The organism is Thermosynechococcus sp., assembly GCF_046299655.1.
Taxonomy (GTDB): Bacteria; Cyanobacteriota; Cyanobacteriia; order Thermosynechococcales; family Thermosynechococcaceae; genus Thermosynechococcus.
The window spans coordinates 93,218-109,102 of record NZ_JBKBHZ010000001.1; the positions used below are offsets into that span (position 1 = coordinate 93,218).

Annotated in this window: 20 protein-coding genes and 1 pseudogene; 7 read left to right on the forward strand and 14 right to left on the reverse strand. The window is 53.3% G+C overall.

The window, feature by feature from the left end; translation table 11 throughout:
• Position 1: 1 nt before the first annotated feature.
• From ACK4HN_RS00550 to ACK4HN_RS00575, 6 genes are all read right to left on the reverse strand, one after another.
• Positions 2 to 475 (reverse strand): allophycocyanin, encoded by a 474-nt coding sequence (locus ACK4HN_RS00550; protein WP_409877079.1) that lies wholly within the window; start codon positions 473 to 475, stop codon positions 2 to 4.
• A 45-nt stretch (positions 476 to 520) separates the two neighbouring features.
• The gene (locus tag ACK4HN_RS00555) at positions 521 to 1,252 is read right to left on the reverse strand and encodes a V4R domain-containing protein (protein WP_409877080.1); all 732 of its coding nucleotides are present in this window, start codon (positions 1,250 to 1,252) and stop codon (positions 521 to 523) included.
• 115 nt (positions 1,253 to 1,367) lie between these two features.
• Positions 1,368 to 3,419, reverse strand: a complete 2,052-nt coding sequence (gene ligA / locus ACK4HN_RS00560; RefSeq protein WP_409877081.1) for an NAD-dependent DNA ligase LigA — start codon at positions 3,417 to 3,419, stop codon at positions 1,368 to 1,370.
• 27 nt (positions 3,420 to 3,446) lie between these two features.
• Positions 3,447 to 4,370 carry an NAD(+) kinase gene (locus tag ACK4HN_RS00565; protein WP_409869270.1) on the reverse strand — a complete coding sequence of 308 codons (924 nt, stop codon included), beginning with the start codon at positions 4,368 to 4,370 and terminating at the stop codon, positions 3,447 to 3,449.
• Between the two features lie 8 nt (positions 4,371 to 4,378).
• Positions 4,379 to 5,371 (reverse strand): NAD(P)H-binding protein, encoded by a 993-nt coding sequence (locus tag ACK4HN_RS00570; protein ID WP_409869269.1) that lies wholly within the window; start codon positions 5,369 to 5,371, stop codon positions 4,379 to 4,381.
• Positions 5,372 to 5,487: 116 nt separating this feature from the next.
• Positions 5,488 to 6,015: a pentapeptide repeat-containing protein gene (locus tag ACK4HN_RS00575; RefSeq protein WP_409877082.1), complete on the reverse strand. Its 528-nt coding sequence runs from the start codon at positions 6,013 to 6,015 to the stop codon at positions 5,488 to 5,490.
• Between the two features lie 48 nt (positions 6,016 to 6,063).
• Here ACK4HN_RS00575 and aat point away from each other — a divergent pair, with 48 nt between their 5' ends.
• The 3 genes from aat (at position 6,064) to ACK4HN_RS00590 (ending at position 7,949) form a co-directional block, all read left to right on the forward strand.
• Complete coding sequence (aat, locus tag ACK4HN_RS00580; protein WP_409869267.1) at positions 6,064 to 6,654, forward strand: leucyl/phenylalanyl-tRNA--protein transferase; 591 nt, start codon at positions 6,064 to 6,066, stop codon at positions 6,652 to 6,654.
• 428 nt (positions 6,655 to 7,082) lie between these two features.
• Positions 7,083 to 7,601 (forward strand): DNA recombination-mediator protein A, encoded by a 519-nt coding sequence (locus ACK4HN_RS00585; protein WP_298612787.1) that lies wholly within the window; start codon positions 7,083 to 7,085, stop codon positions 7,599 to 7,601.
• 87 nt (positions 7,602 to 7,688) lie between these two features.
• The gene (locus tag ACK4HN_RS00590) at positions 7,689 to 7,949 is read left to right on the forward strand and encodes a YkvA family protein (protein ID WP_409877083.1); all 261 of its coding nucleotides are present in this window, start codon (positions 7,689 to 7,691) and stop codon (positions 7,947 to 7,949) included.
• Positions 7,950 to 7,952: 3 nt separating this feature from the next.
• On the opposite strand, the gene ACK4HN_RS00595 is transcribed toward ACK4HN_RS00590, so the two are convergent.
• The 5 genes from ACK4HN_RS00595 to ACK4HN_RS00615 are packed head-to-tail and all read right to left on the reverse strand — an operon-like array spanning position 7,953 to position 11,526.
• Positions 7,953 to 8,222: a hypothetical protein gene (locus tag ACK4HN_RS00595; protein ID WP_409869265.1), complete on the reverse strand. Its 270-nt coding sequence runs from the start codon at positions 8,220 to 8,222 to the stop codon at positions 7,953 to 7,955.
• A gap of 2 nt (positions 8,223 to 8,224) precedes the next feature.
• Complete coding sequence (locus tag ACK4HN_RS00600) at positions 8,225 to 8,662, reverse strand: tetratricopeptide repeat protein (protein WP_409869264.1); 438 nt, start codon at positions 8,660 to 8,662, stop codon at positions 8,225 to 8,227.
• Positions 8,663 to 8,674: 12 nt separating this feature from the next.
• Positions 8,675 to 9,028: a HesB/IscA family protein gene (locus ACK4HN_RS00605; protein ID WP_409869263.1), complete on the reverse strand. Its 354-nt coding sequence runs from the start codon at positions 9,026 to 9,028 to the stop codon at positions 8,675 to 8,677.
• A gap of 40 nt (positions 9,029 to 9,068) precedes the next feature.
• Positions 9,069 to 10,505 carry a dihydrolipoyl dehydrogenase gene (gene lpdA, locus ACK4HN_RS00610; RefSeq protein WP_409869262.1) on the reverse strand — a complete coding sequence of 479 codons (1,437 nt, stop codon included), beginning with the start codon at positions 10,503 to 10,505 and terminating at the stop codon, positions 9,069 to 9,071.
• A gap of 58 nt (positions 10,506 to 10,563) precedes the next feature.
• Positions 10,564 to 11,526: a DUF362 domain-containing protein gene (locus tag ACK4HN_RS00615; RefSeq protein ID WP_409869261.1), complete on the reverse strand. Its 963-nt coding sequence runs from the start codon at positions 11,524 to 11,526 to the stop codon at positions 10,564 to 10,566.
• Between the two features lie 152 nt (positions 11,527 to 11,678).
• Between ACK4HN_RS00615 and ACK4HN_RS00620 the strand changes: the two genes are divergently transcribed.
• Positions 11,679 to 12,080, forward strand: a complete 402-nt coding sequence (locus tag ACK4HN_RS00620) for a hypothetical protein (protein ID WP_409869260.1) — start codon at positions 11,679 to 11,681, stop codon at positions 12,078 to 12,080.
• Here the strand turns inward: ACK4HN_RS00620 and ACK4HN_RS00625 are convergent.
• On the reverse strand, positions 12,057 to 13,514 hold the full coding sequence (locus ACK4HN_RS00625) for a site-2 protease family protein (protein ID WP_409869259.1): 1,458 nt from the start codon (positions 13,512 to 13,514) through the stop codon (positions 12,057 to 12,059). The genes ACK4HN_RS00620 and ACK4HN_RS00625 overlap by 24 nt on opposite strands.
• Between ACK4HN_RS00625 and ACK4HN_RS00630 the strand changes: the two genes are divergently transcribed.
• Together ACK4HN_RS00630 and ACK4HN_RS00635 are read left to right on the forward strand one after the other, a co-directional pair.
• Positions 13,513 to 14,187 carry an MBL fold metallo-hydrolase gene (locus tag ACK4HN_RS00630; RefSeq protein ID WP_409869258.1) on the forward strand — a complete coding sequence of 225 codons (675 nt, stop codon included), beginning with the start codon at positions 13,513 to 13,515 and terminating at the stop codon, positions 14,185 to 14,187. The genes ACK4HN_RS00625 and ACK4HN_RS00630 overlap by 2 nt on opposite strands.
• A 247-nt stretch (positions 14,188 to 14,434) precedes the next feature.
• Positions 14,435 to 14,872 carry an Hsp20/alpha crystallin family protein gene (locus ACK4HN_RS00635; protein ID WP_409869257.1) on the forward strand — a complete coding sequence of 146 codons (438 nt, stop codon included), beginning with the start codon at positions 14,435 to 14,437 and terminating at the stop codon, positions 14,870 to 14,872.
• A 101-nt stretch (positions 14,873 to 14,973) separates the two neighbouring features.
• Here the strand turns inward: ACK4HN_RS00635 and grxD are convergent, their stop codons facing one another.
• The gene (grxD, locus tag ACK4HN_RS00640) at positions 14,974 to 15,297 is read right to left on the reverse strand and encodes a Grx4 family monothiol glutaredoxin (RefSeq protein WP_024125804.1); all 324 of its coding nucleotides are present in this window, start codon (positions 15,295 to 15,297) and stop codon (positions 14,974 to 14,976) included.
• Positions 15,298 to 15,441: 144 nt separating this feature from the next.
• On the opposite strand from grxD, the pseudogene ACK4HN_RS00645 reads away from it, so the two are divergent.
• A pseudogene (locus tag ACK4HN_RS00645) lies at positions 15,442 to 15,573 on the forward strand (helix-turn-helix domain-containing protein); the annotation flags it as partial.
• A gap of 39 nt (positions 15,574 to 15,612) precedes the next feature.
• On the opposite strand, the gene ACK4HN_RS00650 reads toward ACK4HN_RS00645, so the two are convergent.
• On the reverse strand, positions 15,613 to 15,864 hold the full coding sequence (locus ACK4HN_RS00650) for a BolA family protein (protein WP_409853009.1): 252 nt from the start codon (positions 15,862 to 15,864) through the stop codon (positions 15,613 to 15,615).
• Between the last annotated feature and the right edge of the window lie 21 nt (positions 15,865 to 15,885).

Genomic DNA, 15,885 nt, shown 5'->3' on the forward strand with positions numbered 1-15,885 from the left:
TCTATTCTGACAAAATCGAGTTGCCGAGGGCAAGAACCGGCTGCATCACCTGCTGTTCTTCGAGGGTGAGCAGTTGCTGCATCATGTTCGGCAGGTACTTGCCATAGGTGGAGGAGGAGGATGCCTCATAGTTAAAGGATTTGACAATGGTGCGATACCACAGCAGGAAGTTATCCCGCAGCAAATCTAGCTCAGAAAAGAGCATTGCCGAGGCACATAGGCGAATGGTATCCACCAAGTCACGACGGCAGATTTCCGAGCGATCGCCATTGATGAAATGAAAACAGCGGGGATTTTCTGCCTTTTGCAGGGCTTGAATGTTATCCGCCATCATTTCCGCTTCAGCGCGGATTTTCTCATAAGCACTAATGCGCGTCTCTACCGAGGCCAGATAGTCCCGCAAAAAGTTTAATTCCTCAGGACGAGCATAGCGACCATCGGCAACAACGGTTAAGTGATTCAACTGACGGAACATAGGGCAACCCTCCCTAGAAAGTAAATGAACACACTCACCTGTGGCTTATCGTTTCACCAACTCCCCTTGGCGCAGGCGTTTTTCAATATCCCGCGCTGTGGCACCCTCGTTTTGCCAGAAGGCAGCCGCATCAATGCGATCCTGTTTACCGACGAGAAACTTGCAGTAGGTTTCCCCCATGGCATAGCACTGTAACTCAATACAAGCCAAGGGTTTTTGAATTAAACCCGTAAAGAAACCCGCAAAAAGACCCGCGTAGATGTAGCAGACTGGCTTACCCACATCCCCCAAGGTGCGTGCCACCACGGAGTCAAAGATATTGATGAACATAAAACCATTCTTTTGCTCTGTGAGATCCACTTCCCAGTTGCCCCAGCCTAAGGTTGTAAAGGGCCACCACCACGCCTCAAGGAGAAATGTCAAAGCACTCTTGCGTAGCTCGCGCTGGTACTCCTGCTCAAAGTGTTGCTTGAAGACCACTGCATCCCGCTTGCCCCACTCTTCACCAATTCTGTACATGACGAGAGCAGAAGCTGGACCCACTTCTTCTTCCAGCCCTTCTACTAAACCGATGACAAAGTCTTCTGTTACGAGGGTTACCCGCTGATTGTACCAGTCTGTAATGTCTCCGCGTTGGTTATCAAATTGGAGATAGTCCCGCAGGCTATAGTGATTCGTGCGCCTTGGATGGACTTGGTGTAGCCGGTGTCGGTAGCTTTGAGCCAAAGCCGTGGCATCGGGACTCCCCTTTGACTGAGCTTGTGCAGCAGAAACCATAGGCTGGCAACTCTCCTTTTCTGGCGCTTTTACCCTGAGCGGCAACGACTACACTATACCTTTAAGGTAAAGGATTTCTAAGAGTTGTGCCGCTACCCTGCCGCCACTCCTTAGTTTAACGACACATTTCTATAAGCTCCGTTTCATTAATGCAAGGAATGCCCAATTCCTGAGCACGCCGCAATTTACTCCCTGGTTTCTCACCCGCCACCAGATAATCCGTTTGCCGACTGACACTCTCACTCACTTGACCGCCATGCTGTTGGATCAGCGTTTTGGCCGCTTCGCGGCTGAGACTGGGCAGGGTGCCTGTAATCACAAAGCGTTTGCCCGCAAGGGATTGTCTGACCGCTGACGCAGGGGGAAGTTCTGCTGCAAGGTGTAGCCCCAAAGCTTTGAGATCCGCAATGAGGGCTTGGTGCGCTGGGTCTTGGAACCACTCGTGAACGGCTTGGGCAATTTCCTCCCCAATCCCTGGGACAGCGCACAGATCGGCAACGCTGGCAGCGGTGAGTTCTTCCACCGACTTGAAGTGACGGGCAAGTGCTTGGGCATTGACACCCCCCACATGGCGGATGCCAAGACCATAGAGCACCTGTGGCCAGGGTTGGTTTTTCGAGTCCGCAATGGCTTGCAACAGCTTATCTGCTGACTTTTGACCCATGCGTTCAAGACTCAAGAGGTGGTCTGCTTTAAGGCGATAGAGATCCGCTGGCGTGCGCACCAATTCCTTGGCCACCAATTGCTGAACCAGCTTTTCTCCTAAACCTTGAATATCCAGAGCATCCCGACTTGCCCAGTGGAGAATCTGGCCACGCACGATCGCCGGACAGTGGGGATTGACACAGCGACTCACCGCTTCGTTAGCGGCACGCACCACCGGCTGATGACATTCTGGGCAAGTGGTCGGCATGGTAAAGGGGCGAGCCGTGGCTGGGCGCAATTCGCGAAAGACGCGCACAATCTCTGGAATGATTTCGCCGGCCTTGTGGATCACCACCTTATCGCCCATGTGCAAATCCAGTTGGGCAATATAGTCTGCATTGTGTAGCGTTGCCCGCGACACTGTCGTACCCGCTAATTGCACCGGCACCAGTTCCGCCACGGGGGTGAGCACTCCAGTGCGTCCCACCTGCACCGTAATTGCCACCACTTGCGTAATCGCCTGCTCCGGCTCATACTTCCAGGCAATACAACCGCGGGGAAATTTTTGCGTAAACCCAAGGGTCTGTTGCAGCGTTAAATCGTTGATCTTGACCACAATGCCATCGGTGAGATAGGGAAGCTGGTGACGCGCCGTTTGCCAGTGGTCGTAGTAGGCTTTCACCGCTTCGAGATCAGGGCAGTCGGCATTGTGGGGATTGACGCGAAAGCCAAGGCGTTGCAGGGCATTGAGGACTTGCCGCTGCGATTGAGGTTCAGCCGCCTGACCCTCACCGAGGGGAACAATGCCCCCTTCTGGTAAGTGCAGCGCATAGGCAAAGAAGTCCAGTTGGCGTTGAGCAACAATGCGGGGATCCAATTGACGCAGGGTACCCGCTGCGGCATTGCGGGGATTGGCAAAGGGCGTCTCCCCTTGGGCTTGACGTTCTTGGTTGAGTTGATGAAATCGCGCCAAGGGCAAAAAGGCTTCGCCCCGCACTTCAACCACAGGGGGAGGATGCTCTACAGCTAGCCGCAGGGGAATCGTGCGAATTGTACGCACATTGTTAGTAATGTCCTCACCGCGTTGGCCATCGCCGCGCGTCGCCCCCCGCACCAGTAAACCGTTCTCGTAGGTGAGAGCTAGGGCCACGCCGTCCATTTTCAGTTCACAGAGGTATTCCGTGGGGGGGAGGGGTTCCCCTTGCTGTAGGTTACGCCAATAGCGCTGCCAGCGTTCCTGCCATGCCACCATATCGGCAAAGGTGAAGGCATTTTCAAGGCTGTAGAGGGGAATGCGATGGCGGACACTCTCAAACTGGCTGGCGGGAGCTTCCCCCACCCGCTGCGTGGGACTGTCGGGGGTGATGTACTCAGGATGAGCGGCTTCTAGTGCCTGGAGTTCGCGATAGAGTTGGTCATAGACCTCATCTTCCATGATGGGCTGATCAAGGACATAGTAGGCGTAGCTTGCCCGCTGAAGTAGATGTCGCAGTTGCTGAATTCGTTCCGCTGCTGAGGTCATTGGCTGTTGGGTTGAGGTCGTATTGTCCTAGGAATTGGGAGGGTTCTTAGGGCGGGGCTTGGCGACATGGGGGAGTCCCCAGCCCAATTTTTGTTGCAATACATGGAAGAATTCTGGAGCACGCAGGCGAATGAAGCGGGCACGGTAGGGAGCTTTCTGCACAAAGACTTGATCCTCTGGCTGAATGTAGCAGCCCGCATTGCCATCTACTACCAGAATCAGATGCTTGAAGGGGTTCGCTGGATAGATCCACACGGGTTCACTGTTGGCAAAGACCAGAGCACGGGAAGCCAAGGAGTGGGGACAAATGGGCACCAATTGCAAAGCCGCCACACCAGGGGTAATGACTGGACCGCCCGCAGAGAGGGCATAGGCGGTCGAACCGGTGGGGGTGGAAAGAATGAGACCATCAGCAGCAATATCAACACGGGCATGGGCACCCACATCCACTTCAAAATGACACATTCCCGTGAGGGGTTCTTTATGGATCACCATTTCATTGAGGGAGAGGGCTTCCCAAATGACGGTTTGATCTCGCAGGACTTGCACCGTGAGCATCGTGCGATCTTCAATCGTGTAGTCCCCGCGCAGGACTTGATCAAGGGCAGGTTCCAGATCAGCCACATAGCCCTCGGTAAGAAAACCCAAGTGCCCGGTGTTGATGGTGAGCAGGGGAATCTCACAGGGAGCCAACTGGCGAAAGGCAGAAAGCACGGTACCATCGCCGCCGAGCACAACCGCAAAGGCCATTGAAGCATCAAAGCCGGGGGGCACCAGTTGATCAATGGGGGTATGGCAGACGGGACTATCGGGACGAGAATAGCCAAGAATGCCACCCATCCCCGTGGCCATGTGTACTTCCCAGCCCTGAAGTTCTAACATTTGGCGGACATGATGGGCCAATTCGACCGCGAGGGGTTTGCCTTCGTTGTAGATGATCCCCGCCTTCACAGCAACTCCTAGGGGGTGGACTTAAAGGGACTGCGTTTTTTGCGTCCAGATTTTTTTTGTTTGGCTTTTTCGTAGTCCAATTCTTTGAGTTTACGCAGAATTCGGGTGAAATAGTCCTGCAAGTAGGCTTCAAGGGTGAGAGTTTCGCTAGGATCAAGGTCAAAGGTGCGATAGACCTCTTCCATCGGGGCATCAAAGACACGACCACTGGCAATCACTTCCGTAAAGGCTAGGCGATCGCTAATGTTCCATGTCCACTGAAACCACTGGGTGACTTGCCGTGCCGCTCGTAAAACCCCAATGGGCAGGCGGGTAATTTTCGCCTCCTGTCCTGAGAGATTTTCACATAGCTTAATAATTTCATCCGCTGTCCAAGCACGGGTGCCCGCGAGGTCAAAGGTTTTGCCGTAGGTGGCGGGTCGGTCAATGGCACGCACGGCAAATTTAGCCACATCCTGGGTATCCATGTAGGCAATGGCGGTGGACTCTCCCAAAACCCAAATGGATTGATTTTCGAGAATCGGGATCGCATATTGGCCAATTAAGCCCTGAAAGAAGCCACAGGGACGCAGGATCGTGTAGTTTAGTCCTGATTCACGCAAGAAGTCTTCAGTACAGTGTTTAATTTGCATCAGGGGCACATGGGGATAGTCCTGTGCTCCCATAATCGAGAAAAAGATCAGGTGTTCAATATCAGCAGCTTGGGCAGCCTGAATCAAGTTGACTTTGCCTTGCCAATCCACTGCTTCGATGGTTAGGGTATCGGTGGGGCGAGTGGCGGAGGCATCAATGACCACCGAGGCTTTGGCGTACTGCAATGCCTCAAGAATACTGTCGGCAGCACAGAGGTTTCCCTGAAGAATGGTGGCGCCCCATTCCCGCAAAAAACTTGCCTTGGCTGGACTGCGGACAAAACAGTAGACATGATACCCTTCATCGAGCGCACGGCGCACAATTTGCCGCCCTAAGGTACCTGTACCGCCAACAATAAAAACGTTCATGAAAAACTCTAGTCATAAATCTTAACTTTTGTAATACTTTATCAGAATTCCCGCCATGGGCGATCGCAAAGCGTACCCTTTGGGGATCATCCTTCCCCTGAGCCAATGAAGACAGATTAGGACGCAAAGTCTTCACAGTGGAGCGTCTCCCACGTCTTGCGTCCCGTCACAGGATTGGTGCCACTGGCAACCTTGCAGAGCTTGCGTTGGGCGTCTTCCCGCAGTTCGACATCCGTAAAGTCGGCGCCGGTGATAATGGCGTCGTCAAAGTTGGTATTAAAGGCAAAGGCACCTTCAAGGATGGCATTGGTGAGATTGGCCTTGGTCAGCCGTGCCGTGTCCAATGTGGCGTAGCGTAAATCGGCACCTTCAAGGTTAGCCGTTTCCATATTGGCGCCAAAGAAGCTCACCCCCTGCAGATTGGTGTGGCTGAGGTTACTGTGGAAAAGGTTGGCTTTTGTGAATTCCGACCCCCGCAGATCCCGCCCGGAAAAATCCATATTGATCAGGGCTTCTTTTGTGTAATCTTCGGCGATCGCTCCCATGGGGGTCAGCAGAATCCACAGGAGTGCCAATAGCAGTGCTACACACCAGCGCCAGTAACGGCAAATGGTTGTCATGACAGCCGAGGATGACAGTAGCATAGGCAACACTAGAGTCAATGCGAAGTGTCTATTGTTCAGATTATCAGCATGGAGATTTCTGAGGTTGAGTGGGTACGGGATACCTTTATTAATAGCGGCTACGCCAAAGGCTACTTTCTCATGGGGGAGGGCGATCGCCTGAGCTGGTACACCAGCCGCCAGCGGGCATTGATTCCCCTTGATGAGCGGTTTCGCTACCCGAAATCTTTGCGGCGGGTACTCAATCAAAATCGCTTTCAAGTGGCGATTAACCGCGACTTTGCTGCCCTGGTTGAGGGGTGTGCCGATCGCCCCAGTACGTGGATAACGCCCCGTCTCAAGGAGGTGTACCATCTGCTTTACGCCACGGGTTGGGCGGTGAGTTTTGAAACGTGGCAGGGCGATGAACTCGCAGGGGGGATTCTCGGTATTGTTATTGGTGGCGCATTTATTGGTGAGTCCATGTTCTATCGCATCCCCGATGGCTCGAAGGTGGCGATGGTGAAACTGGTGGAGCATCTGCGGCGTCGCGGCTTTCTGCTCTTTGATGCCCAACTGCAAAATCCCCATCTTGAGCGCTTTGGGGCATATGTTGTCAGCGATCGCGAGTATCGGCAACTATTGGCACAGGCGATCTGCCAACCCTGTCAATTTTTCTAGTGCTCTAAGATAAGTTTCTGCCTTAATCATCTGTCAGAAAGAATAATCTTTAACTTTTGAGGGGTTTGGGGAGCGATACATGGACTCCCTGCGTCGATCAAGGGGGTCACATGCTATCTATCGGTTTTAACAGAAGATATAAATCTGTTAGAAGATCGGTGGTACTGCCTGGAGAGGAAGGTTGCTTGGAAGCCCCAATGAAGCAGGAAAGCCCCACCGCAGGGAAGGGAAGCCCGCGCTCTACCTGCTAGGGTGAGCGTCGCGAGGATGTCACTTGGGCTGTGCCTGATGAGGGTTACGTGAGCCGCAGTAATGATGGGGGTGGACCTTCCTTGGGGAGGTAACTTAGGTAGTTGGTAACCTGATCTACATAAATTCAAGGGCAAAATGCTAAAATGGCGTCGTTCCGTAGCACATGAGACACTCTCTTGACGCAGGCGACTAATCTTCCGGGTATTGACTCTCCCCAAATTGATGAGTTTTTGCAAGAATTAGCAACAATCCAGGACTCTGGTCCCAAGCGGATTGCGCTTCTTGGCTCGCGTCATGTCCCGATTACCCATCAGCATCTCATTGAAATGATGAGCTATGCCCTTGTGCTGGCCGGTAACCGCTTGATGACCTCAGGTGCCGTTGGAACCAATGCGGCGGCGATTCGGGGAGCCATGCGAGCAGATCCCAATTTGCTGACGGTAATCTTGCCCCAGAGTCTCGAGCGTCAGCCCCGCGAGTCCCGCCAACAACTGGATAAGGTGATGCACTTGGTGGAAAAACCCGAAAACGATCACCTCCCCCTCGCAGAGGCCAGCTCCCTGTGCAATCAGGAAATTGTTTCCCGCTGCCAGCAACTGATTTGCTTTGCTTTCCACGACAGCCACACACTGCTGCAAACCTGTGAACTGGCGGAAGAACAGCATAAGGTGGTGACGCTCTTTTACTTTGATTAGTCACAGATTAGCCGCGGACGGTTTTCCCCACCTAGGGCGATTGAGTCCCCATGCCAGAATGGGAGCAGGGTTTAAGGTTGATACTCCATGAGCAGCTTCTACAACTGGTATCGGAATCTGTTGCGGCATCCCAAGTATCGCTGGTTGATTATTGCCGCGAGCTTGATTTATCTGCTCAGTCCTTTGGATATTTCACCGGATCTGGTGCCGATCCTTGGTCAGTTGGATGATGTCACGGTCATGGTGATCCTTGCCAGTGAGCTAACACAATTGCTGGTGGAGCGGGTGAAAAGCCGGCGATCGCCCAACCTCACTACGACCGTAGATGTGGAAGCAGAGCAAGTTTAGGAATTAGTCTCGCGATCGCAAGTCACTGCCCACAGAGCGCAGCAGCCAGCGGTTTTGCACATAGCTGAGGGCACCATTAATCAGTGCGGCTGCCATCAATACACCAATGGCTGGCATGAAGAGGGGTTCCCAGAGGCTGATCCAGAGATCAAAGCCAAGGGGTATCTCCAAGGAGCGCCCCACAAGGGCAACCACAAACCAGCCAAAACTCGCAAGGACAAAGAAGGTATCCGCCACTAGGAGCCAATTGATCGCTTCCCGCAACCGTGCCATAGTTAACTCCCCAGTACCCACTGTTTGACGCGGGCAAGGCTCTCCCAATCGGGCTTGCGCTTCAGACCGTCGGCAAAGTTTTCCATCACCTCTTGGCGCAGCTCCGCCACAGCGGCAACAACGGTTTGCGCCAGTTCAATGTGGGGACGAACCCCTTTTTGGCCTGTTTCGAGCATCGCCACTGCAAGGTTAATGCGGGCTTGGGGGTCTTCAGGATTCAGTTTGACCGCTTTTTGAGCCGCCTTTAGGGCGGACTGGGGCTTGTCATCGAGAAGATAGAGCCACGCCAAGCAGGTCCAAGCGGCGCTACTTTTTTGCGCACGCTGGCAAATCTCTTTGAAGGTGGGGATGAGTTCTGAGGCAGTTGCCCCTTCTTTGTAGCGGGCGATCGCCGCCTTAAATTGGCGTTCAACGTCGCTTACCGGCTGAGATGTTGTCAAGGGCAGGACTCCTTAGGCAGAAAACGAAGCACCACAACCACAGGTTTGGGTGGCATTGGGATTGATGAACTTGAAGCCGCCACCGATCAGAGCGTCGCTGTAGTCAAGCACCAAGCCATAGATATAGAGCATACTCTTGGGATCGGAGACCACCTTGAAGCCATCGTAGTCATAAACTTCATCATCGGGACGGATATTGGCGGGGTCTTCAAAGTCCATCGTGTAGGACATTCCCGAGCAGCCACCCCCTTTCACACCTACCCGCAAACATAGGTCTTTGCCGTGCTTGTCACGCAGTTCGAGCACGTGCTTGAGGGCAGCTTCGGTCATCACGATTCCCTTGGCAGGTTGTGTGGCCTGTGTCATCACCCACTCCTGAAAGACTCCAAACTTTATCGTAGCAAGTTCAGCGGTGGGTCACCATCTCATGGGCACGCTTGAAGGCCTCGTCAAGCACCTCAGAGAGGGTGGGATGGGTATGGACATTAAAGGCCAAGTGGCTCACCGTCTGGCGATCGCGAATGGCATTGGCCGCCTCTTGAATTAAATCCGAAGCATGGAGACCAAAGATATGCGCCCCCAGTAGCTCGCCTGTATCCGCACGGAAGATCACCTTGGCTAGGCCATCGGTTTCCGTTTCCGCCAATGCCTTCGAGTTACCCTTGAAGTAGGTGCGCACCACCTGCACCTCAAAGCCTTCCTTTTCCCCTAGCTCACGGGCTTGGGGTTCCGTCAAGCCGACAAAGCTGATTTCCGGATGGGTAAAGGCCGCTGCAGGAATACTGCGATAATCCACTTGGCGAGGCCGCCCGACAATGGTTTCCACCACTGCAATGCCCTGCGCCGAGGCGGCATGGGCCAGCATCATTTTCCCTGTGGCGTCACCGATCGCCCACAGATGGGGAATGGGTTCACCGTCTTTGGTAACCGCCAGATAGTCATCCACGGGAATAAAGCCGCGCTTATCAGTTGTCACGCCCACACTCTCTAGGCCAATATCTTGCGTGGCGGGAATACGCCCCGTGGCCACAAGGCAGGCATCCACCTCTAGGACATCCACCACTTCTTTGGTTTTGGCATCCGCTAATTCAATGACGACTGGGCTACCGGGAATTACCCGCTGGGCAAGTGTACCGCTGTAGGTTTCAATGTCGCGAGGGGCAATCAAGACGCGCTGTGCCTGTTTGGCGATATCTGGATCAAAGGTGGGCATGAGTTGATCCAGCGCTTCAATCATGGTCACTTCGCTGCCAAGGGCAGTGTAAATATCGGCAAATTCTAGGCCAATGTAGCCACTGCCAATAATGGCCACCCACTGGGGTAACCAATCCAGCTTAATGGCGTCGTCACTGGTATAGACAGTTTTGCCATCCACTTCAATACCGGGGGGCACCCAAGGCACTGACCCCGTGGCAATGATAATGTCCTTGGCGGTAACAATTTTTTCTCCGCTGGGGGTGGTGATGCTCACTTTTTGGGAACCCGCCACTTTCCCTCGACCAATGAGCGTATCCACACCAAGCCGCTTGAGACTATTGGTGAGATCACTGCGGATTTTTTGCACCAAATTGGCGGCATGGGCAGCAACCCCAGCGCGATCTATACTGACTTGCCCCAGTTGAATGCCAAGGGCTTGCCAATGATTGGCTTGACGCAATTCGCGGACGCGCCCGGCTGCCGCTAGCAGTGCCTTGGAGGGAATACAGCCGCGATTGACGCAGGTGCCCCCCATTTCGGCGGCTTCGACAATGGCTGTTTTTAGACCGACACTGACGGCATGGAGAGCAGCCCCATGTCCCCCCACACCGGCACCGATAATTACGAGATCGTAGTCAAAGCTCAAGGACGCTTCTCTCCAACGGTATTCCCCTAGCTTATCAAAGGCTGTTCCGTGTGGGAACTTAAGCCTTTTGGCTATAGGCAGTTAGGGGTTCCTTGATCCAGCGAATATAGAGATGTTTGAAGGTGGATTTGAGGACGCGCGGCGCACCGAAGTCAATGGGCATCATCTGCGGCGGCAGTTGCCAATCAGAAACAGCCAAGTCTTCAGGGCGGGCGAGGGGAAACTCAATCTCACTCAGCTCGTAGTTGTAGCCGAGGGCAGTGGCCGCGCGTTGGGTGGGAATACGTTCAGGATCCACATTCAGGATAGCCACAAGGGCGCGATCGAGAGCAAAGACATCACGACTGGCACCCAAAACATTCAGGGGTCGCGGCGTTCCGCCACTGGGGCCGTTGCCTTCATGGCCGATAATGCCATCCGCAATGGTTAAATCGGGGGCGATCGCCCGCGCGGTTTCCACCAGCATGCGGCCAAAGCGATCGCCATCCTTGCCGGCTTCCATGTGCCACCATGCCTTCATTTTGCCGGGGACACAGCCAAAGAGATTCTTCACGCCAAGGGTGAGGGTGAGTTGCACATGGGATTTGACCTTGGGAAGGTTAATGACCACATCGGCGGCCATCGCCTCTTTGCTCAGGCGCAGGTGGGCAAATTCCGGATTGTCGGTGGCATAGCGATCGCCATGGAATTCAATGACAGGCAGATTCAATTCCTGAATAAAGGGCAAATAGCCATTGTTGCGGGCCACCCCCAGTGCCGAACCAAAGGCAGGTCCATCCCCTAAGAAGGGTTGTCCCCCCACCGCCTGCACCATTTTGGCAACGCAATAAACCACTTCTGGGCGAGTGACGCATTCGTGTTTGGGCCGTGCGCCGGTGAGTAAATTCGGCTTCAGCAGCACGCGATCGCCCGGTTTAACCATCGCCGCCATTCCCCCCAAGGGCGCTAGCAGTTCCTCAAGGGAGGCACTGAGACGGTCAAGGTCATAGGATGTTGCCCGCAGCAGACTCACGCTTGGCATCGGAGGCTCCTCTTCACTGGCATTGTTTCCCAACAGTGTGCCACAAAAATAAAATTGAGTTCTCTTGTTCAGTGGTGTCCTGAGAAGGTACCCCCTTGCAAACTAACATTGGATGGTGAAAAAGCTGCAAAAAGATACGATAGAGAAGAGAGATGTCTGCGAACGAGCGATCGCGAATACCCCAAGGCCTTGAGTCAGAATTTCGGCAGCAGGTGGAGCGCCTGCATCGCCTGACTGTGCTCATGCGCTGGATGGTGGTGCTCTTTCTTTGGCTCACTGTGGGTACCTTGAGTCTCTGGGGCTTCCGCTATGAAATTGGCCTGATGCGGGAGCATTTTACGTGGGCAGCGTTGCGCTATGGCATTCTCTTCAACCGGCTGCCAGCGATCGGTTTGGCGCTGTGCATTGGCCTGACCCTGAGTGTTCTCTACTGGCAGACCCGCAACATTTTCTGGGGCAGATCACCCAAGTGGCAGCACCGCCTCGAAAAACAAGTCCTGCGCATTCGGCAGCAGGGGCAACGTCATCCCCTATGGCATTGGGTGTGTCGGTAGTAGCAGATCCCCAAGGGGGGTTGGTACTGGAAAAATAATCAGCAGCAGCAACACTAGGGCCATCAAGCCAAGGGCATCGCGCCAGTTATCCAACTCGCTGACATCATTGAGGGCAGGTTCATCAAAGGCGGGCATAAAGAACAGGATCAACGCCCAGACAAAGAGCCACGGTTGAATAAACGAAAGCATCAGCACCAGTAAACGGCTGACTTGGCCAATGATTGCCCCCGCCCGATGGCCATACATGGCATGGACAATGTGACCCCCATCCAGTTGACCCACTGGCATCAAGTTCAAGGCCGTCACCACCAAGCCCAGCACTCCGGCCACGGCCATGGGATGGAGGTGCAACGCACTGTCTGCCTTGAGGGCAGCGCCAAAAATGGCTTTGGCAATGAGGGCAAAGAGCAGAGAAATGCGCGGACTAAACACCTGAGGATTGAGGGGCTGCTGCGAAAGATTGGCGGGCAATTGCACCACCTCCGACTGCTGTAACCCCCAAATTAGAATTGGCAGCGTCACCAGCAACCCCGCCAAGGGGCCTGCTATCCCAATGTCAAAAAGGGCACGGCGATGAGGAACGGGCGATCGCATCTGGATAAAGGCGCCTAGGGTACCCATGGCAAAGGGCAGGGGAATAAAGTAGGGCAGCGTTGCTTTGACGCGGTAATACCACGCAGTGGCAAAGTGTCCCAGTTCATGGATGCCCAAAATCAAGAGCAGACTGACGCTGTAGGGCAACCCTTGCCAAAGCAAACTAGGATTGAGCCGCAGTTCTGCTGCTGTCAAATCAGGGGCCACAAGTGCCAGTCCAGCAACCGTCGTGGTGAGAAATGTTAGGGCGAGAAGGCCAAGGCTGAGAGCGGGACGAAAAAGCTGTTGGGGCTGGGGCAGGCGATCGCGGGGAATCAAGGCAAAAAAGGGCTTATTACTCAAACCCATTTGAAACATGACCAGAAAGCGATCGCCAAAGTGTTGGGCGATATTACGCTCCACCGTTTCATAGACTTGGTTGGCATCCCCCCGCATTTGCCCTCGGCAGATCACTGCCTGCGGACGATACTCAATTTGTTGCAGGTAATACATGCCCCAAGGGAAACAGCTCTGCAACTGCGTTTCTTCATCCTGATTGAGGAGCTTGCCATTTTCCGTCAGTGTTGGCGCTGGGGGTGTGGGTGGTGCCGCCGGTAAGGAGCGCTGGCCTCGGCGCAAAAGCACAAGATAGAGCACCGAACTGGTGACAAAAACAAGAACCAACCATCCCGACGGCACAGGAGTATTTCCTAAAAGCAGCAGCCAACCCCCAATAAAAAACGCTGGCAACATCAGCACCAGCCACAGGAGCCACCAAGGGGTTTGACTGACACGGGCAGCACTCTGGCGGACAATAAAGACCAAGATCAAACCCAATACAATAAGGGAAATCCATGTCATGACTGCAATCCCTGTGGCTCAACAACAGAAACCGCCCCGCCTTGTCTTGCCCATGGTTTATGGGTTTCCACCAAACCGCGAGACGCTAGGAGGCACTGCTTATCTCATTGTAGAAAACGAGGGGAATACCCTTATTGATTCCCCCCCTTGGACAGAGAGCAGCCAAAATTGGCTCAGGGAACAGGGGGGTGTTCAGCGCCTTATCCTTACCCATCGGGGGGCGATCGCCCACGTGCGGGAGATACAGCGCACCTTTGACTGCGAAGTAATCATTCAGGCACAGGAGGCCTATCTTCTGCCCCAAGTGCGGGTCACCTCCTTTAACCACCATCTTGCCCTTGGTGAAACTCTTGAAATCCTCTGGACTCCCGGCCACTCCCCCGGCAGCGCCTGTGTCTATTGGTATGGCCAAGGGGGTGTTCTCTTTACCGGCCGCCATCTGCTGCCTACACCGCGGGGAGAACTGGCTCCGATTAAAAGCGCCACCACCTTCCACTGGCCGCGGCAACTGCGTAGCGTTGAGGCCTTAAAAGACTTCTGTCGGCAGAAGTCCTTGAGCTATCTGTGTGCGGGGGCAAATATTGGGTTTCTGCGGGGGACCTTGGCGATCGCCAATGCCCAAGCGGTGCTGCAAGCAGTGCAGGTTGATAACCCTTTGGTCAACAATTTTTAATGTTTCCTTAATTTCCCCATTAAGATAATACAGGTTCGGAAAAAAGAACTTGGAAAGATCGTTAAACCCCACTTGTATCAAGACTTGCATCTTCTATAGTGAAGGTAGGCAGAGGGAATAAGCCCAAGCAATACCAAGGACGACAAAAACAAACAAAAACAAAGTTAGTTGTTGGAGCTGTTCTCTCTGTAAACCATCCCGTGGGCAATCTGAAACCTAGAGAAAATAAAATGAGGAGGATAAGCGTATGGCACTCGTTCGTTGGGAACCGTTCCGCGAAATCGATGAGCTACAACGCCAAATGAACCGTCTATTTGATGAATTGATTCCCTTGACCGAACGCCGCAACAATATCAGCTTTCTGCCGGCAGCCGAACTAGAAGAAACCCCTGATGCCTTGCTTCTAAAAATTGAACTGCCCGGCATAGATGCTAAAGACTTAGATATTCAAGTAACGGCGGACGCCGTCTGTGTCAGTGGCGAACGTAAATCCGAAAGCCAAAGCGAGAGCAACGGCATCAAACGCACTGAATTCCGCTACGGTAAATTCCAACGGGTCATTCCTCTGCCAGTGCGGATTCAAAATACCGATGTCAAAGCCGAATACAAGGACGGTATCCTGCACCTGACCCTCCCGAAAGCAGAAGAAGAGAAAAACCGCGTCGTCAAAGTGAACCTTGGCTAATCCGCCACGCTCTAGGCCAAGCGGTCAAGGTGGTTGAACTGATGCAAATCCCCCAGCACTGGGGGATTTATTTTTGAGCGTTACTGAATACGAGAAAATAGCTATGAAGCTAAGGCCACCTCAACCAGTTGTTGCAATTCGCCGCTTTGATACAGCTCAATCAGAATATCGGAGCCACCAATGAACTCGCCATTGATAAACACTTGGGGAATCGTTGGCCAGTTAGAATACTCCTTAATCCCTTGGCGAATCTCAAAATCCTCAAGCACATCCACCGTTTCATAGGGGACGCCGAGGGCATTCAAAATCTGCACTGCATTGTTAGAAAAGCCGCATTGGGGCATGAGTTTGCTGCCCTTCATAAAGACGATGATTTTGTTGCTTTTGACAAGGTTATCAATTTTGGCGTGGAGTTCGGGTGTCATGGTTGGTGCTACCTCTGCAGTTCACAGCTAAGAAAGGAACAGATTAATATTGAATTTTAACTATTGGGGGTTCGGGGGTCTATAAGTCCCGCGCTGTACCTAAAAGGTCAGCCTCAGGATACAGGGATATCAATCTGCTATGGTGTGCATATATTGACCTTGGCCTACAGCTATCGAATCTATCTAGGACTTGACCAACAAGCTCAAATACTTGATTGGTTGGCGCAATGCCGTTGCGTTTACAACTGTGTTTTGGCAGCGCGAGAAGACTGGATGAATTCTCGTAAGTGCTCAGTCAATGCTTGCAGCATTAGATCACTGGCGTTGTGCCCATTGCTGCGGTGTGTAGGTCTTGAGGGCAAGGGCATGGAGTTCATTGGTCGCCATCAAATCCTTCAGACTGTCATAGACCAATTGGTGCTGTTGTACCAGTCGCTTCCCCTCAAAGGCAGCAGACACCACTACGGCTTCATAGTGATCGCCACCGCCGGTTAAATCTTGCACCTGCACAAAGGCATCAGGCAAGCTGGATTGAATTCGCTTCGTCAGTTGCTCAGGAGTGACCATAGATAAATAGATAAATGTATA

Bases quoted from the DNA above. Each gene is read 5' to 3' on its own strand.
- ACK4HN_RS00650 (WP_409853009.1), bottom strand. From the start codon at position 15,864: ATGGTCACTCCTGAGCAACTGACGAAGCGAATTCAATCCAGCTTGCCT.
- ACK4HN_RS00615 (WP_409869261.1), bottom strand. From the start codon at position 11,526: ATGCCAAGCGTGAGTCTGCTGCGGGCAACATCCTATGACCTTGACCGT.
- ACK4HN_RS00555 (WP_409877080.1), bottom strand. From the start codon at position 1,252: ATGGTTTCTGCTGCACAAGCTCAGTCAAAGGGGAGTCCCGATGCCACG.
- ACK4HN_RS00570 (WP_409869269.1), bottom strand. From the start codon at position 5,371: ATGAACGTTTTTATTGTTGGCGGTACAGGTACCTTAGGGCGGCAAATT.
- ligA (WP_409877081.1), bottom strand. From the start codon at position 3,419: ATGACCTCAGCAGCGGAACGAATTCAGCAACTGCGACATCTACTTCAG.
- ACK4HN_RS00605 (WP_409869263.1), bottom strand. From the start codon at position 9,028: ATGACACAGGCCACACAACCTGCCAAGGGAATCGTGATGACCGAAGCT.
- ACK4HN_RS00590 (WP_409877083.1), top strand. From the start codon at position 7,689: ATGAGCAGCTTCTACAACTGGTATCGGAATCTGTTGCGGCATCCCAAG.
- ACK4HN_RS00630 (WP_409869258.1), top strand. From the start codon at position 13,513: ATGACTGCAATCCCTGTGGCTCAACAACAGAAACCGCCCCGCCTTGTC.
- ACK4HN_RS00620 (WP_409869260.1), top strand. From the start codon at position 11,679: ATGTCTGCGAACGAGCGATCGCGAATACCCCAAGGCCTTGAGTCAGAA.
- ACK4HN_RS00635 (WP_409869257.1), top strand. From the start codon at position 14,435: ATGGCACTCGTTCGTTGGGAACCGTTCCGCGAAATCGATGAGCTACAA.
- ACK4HN_RS00550 (WP_409877079.1), bottom strand. From the start codon at position 475: ATGTTCCGTCAGTTGAATCACTTAACCGTTGTTGCCGATGGTCGCTAT.
- ACK4HN_RS00575 (WP_409877082.1), bottom strand. From the start codon at position 6,015: ATGCTACTGTCATCCTCGGCTGTCATGACAACCATTTGCCGTTACTGG.
- aat (WP_409869267.1), top strand. From the start codon at position 6,064: ATGGAGATTTCTGAGGTTGAGTGGGTACGGGATACCTTTATTAATAGC.
- ACK4HN_RS00595 (WP_409869265.1), bottom strand. From the start codon at position 8,222: ATGGCACGGTTGCGGGAAGCGATCAATTGGCTCCTAGTGGCGGATACC.
- ACK4HN_RS00625 (WP_409869259.1), bottom strand. From the start codon at position 13,514: ATGACATGGATTTCCCTTATTGTATTGGGTTTGATCTTGGTCTTTATT.
- grxD (WP_024125804.1), bottom strand. From the start codon at position 15,297: ATGACACCCGAACTCCACGCCAAAATTGATAACCTTGTCAAAAGCAAC.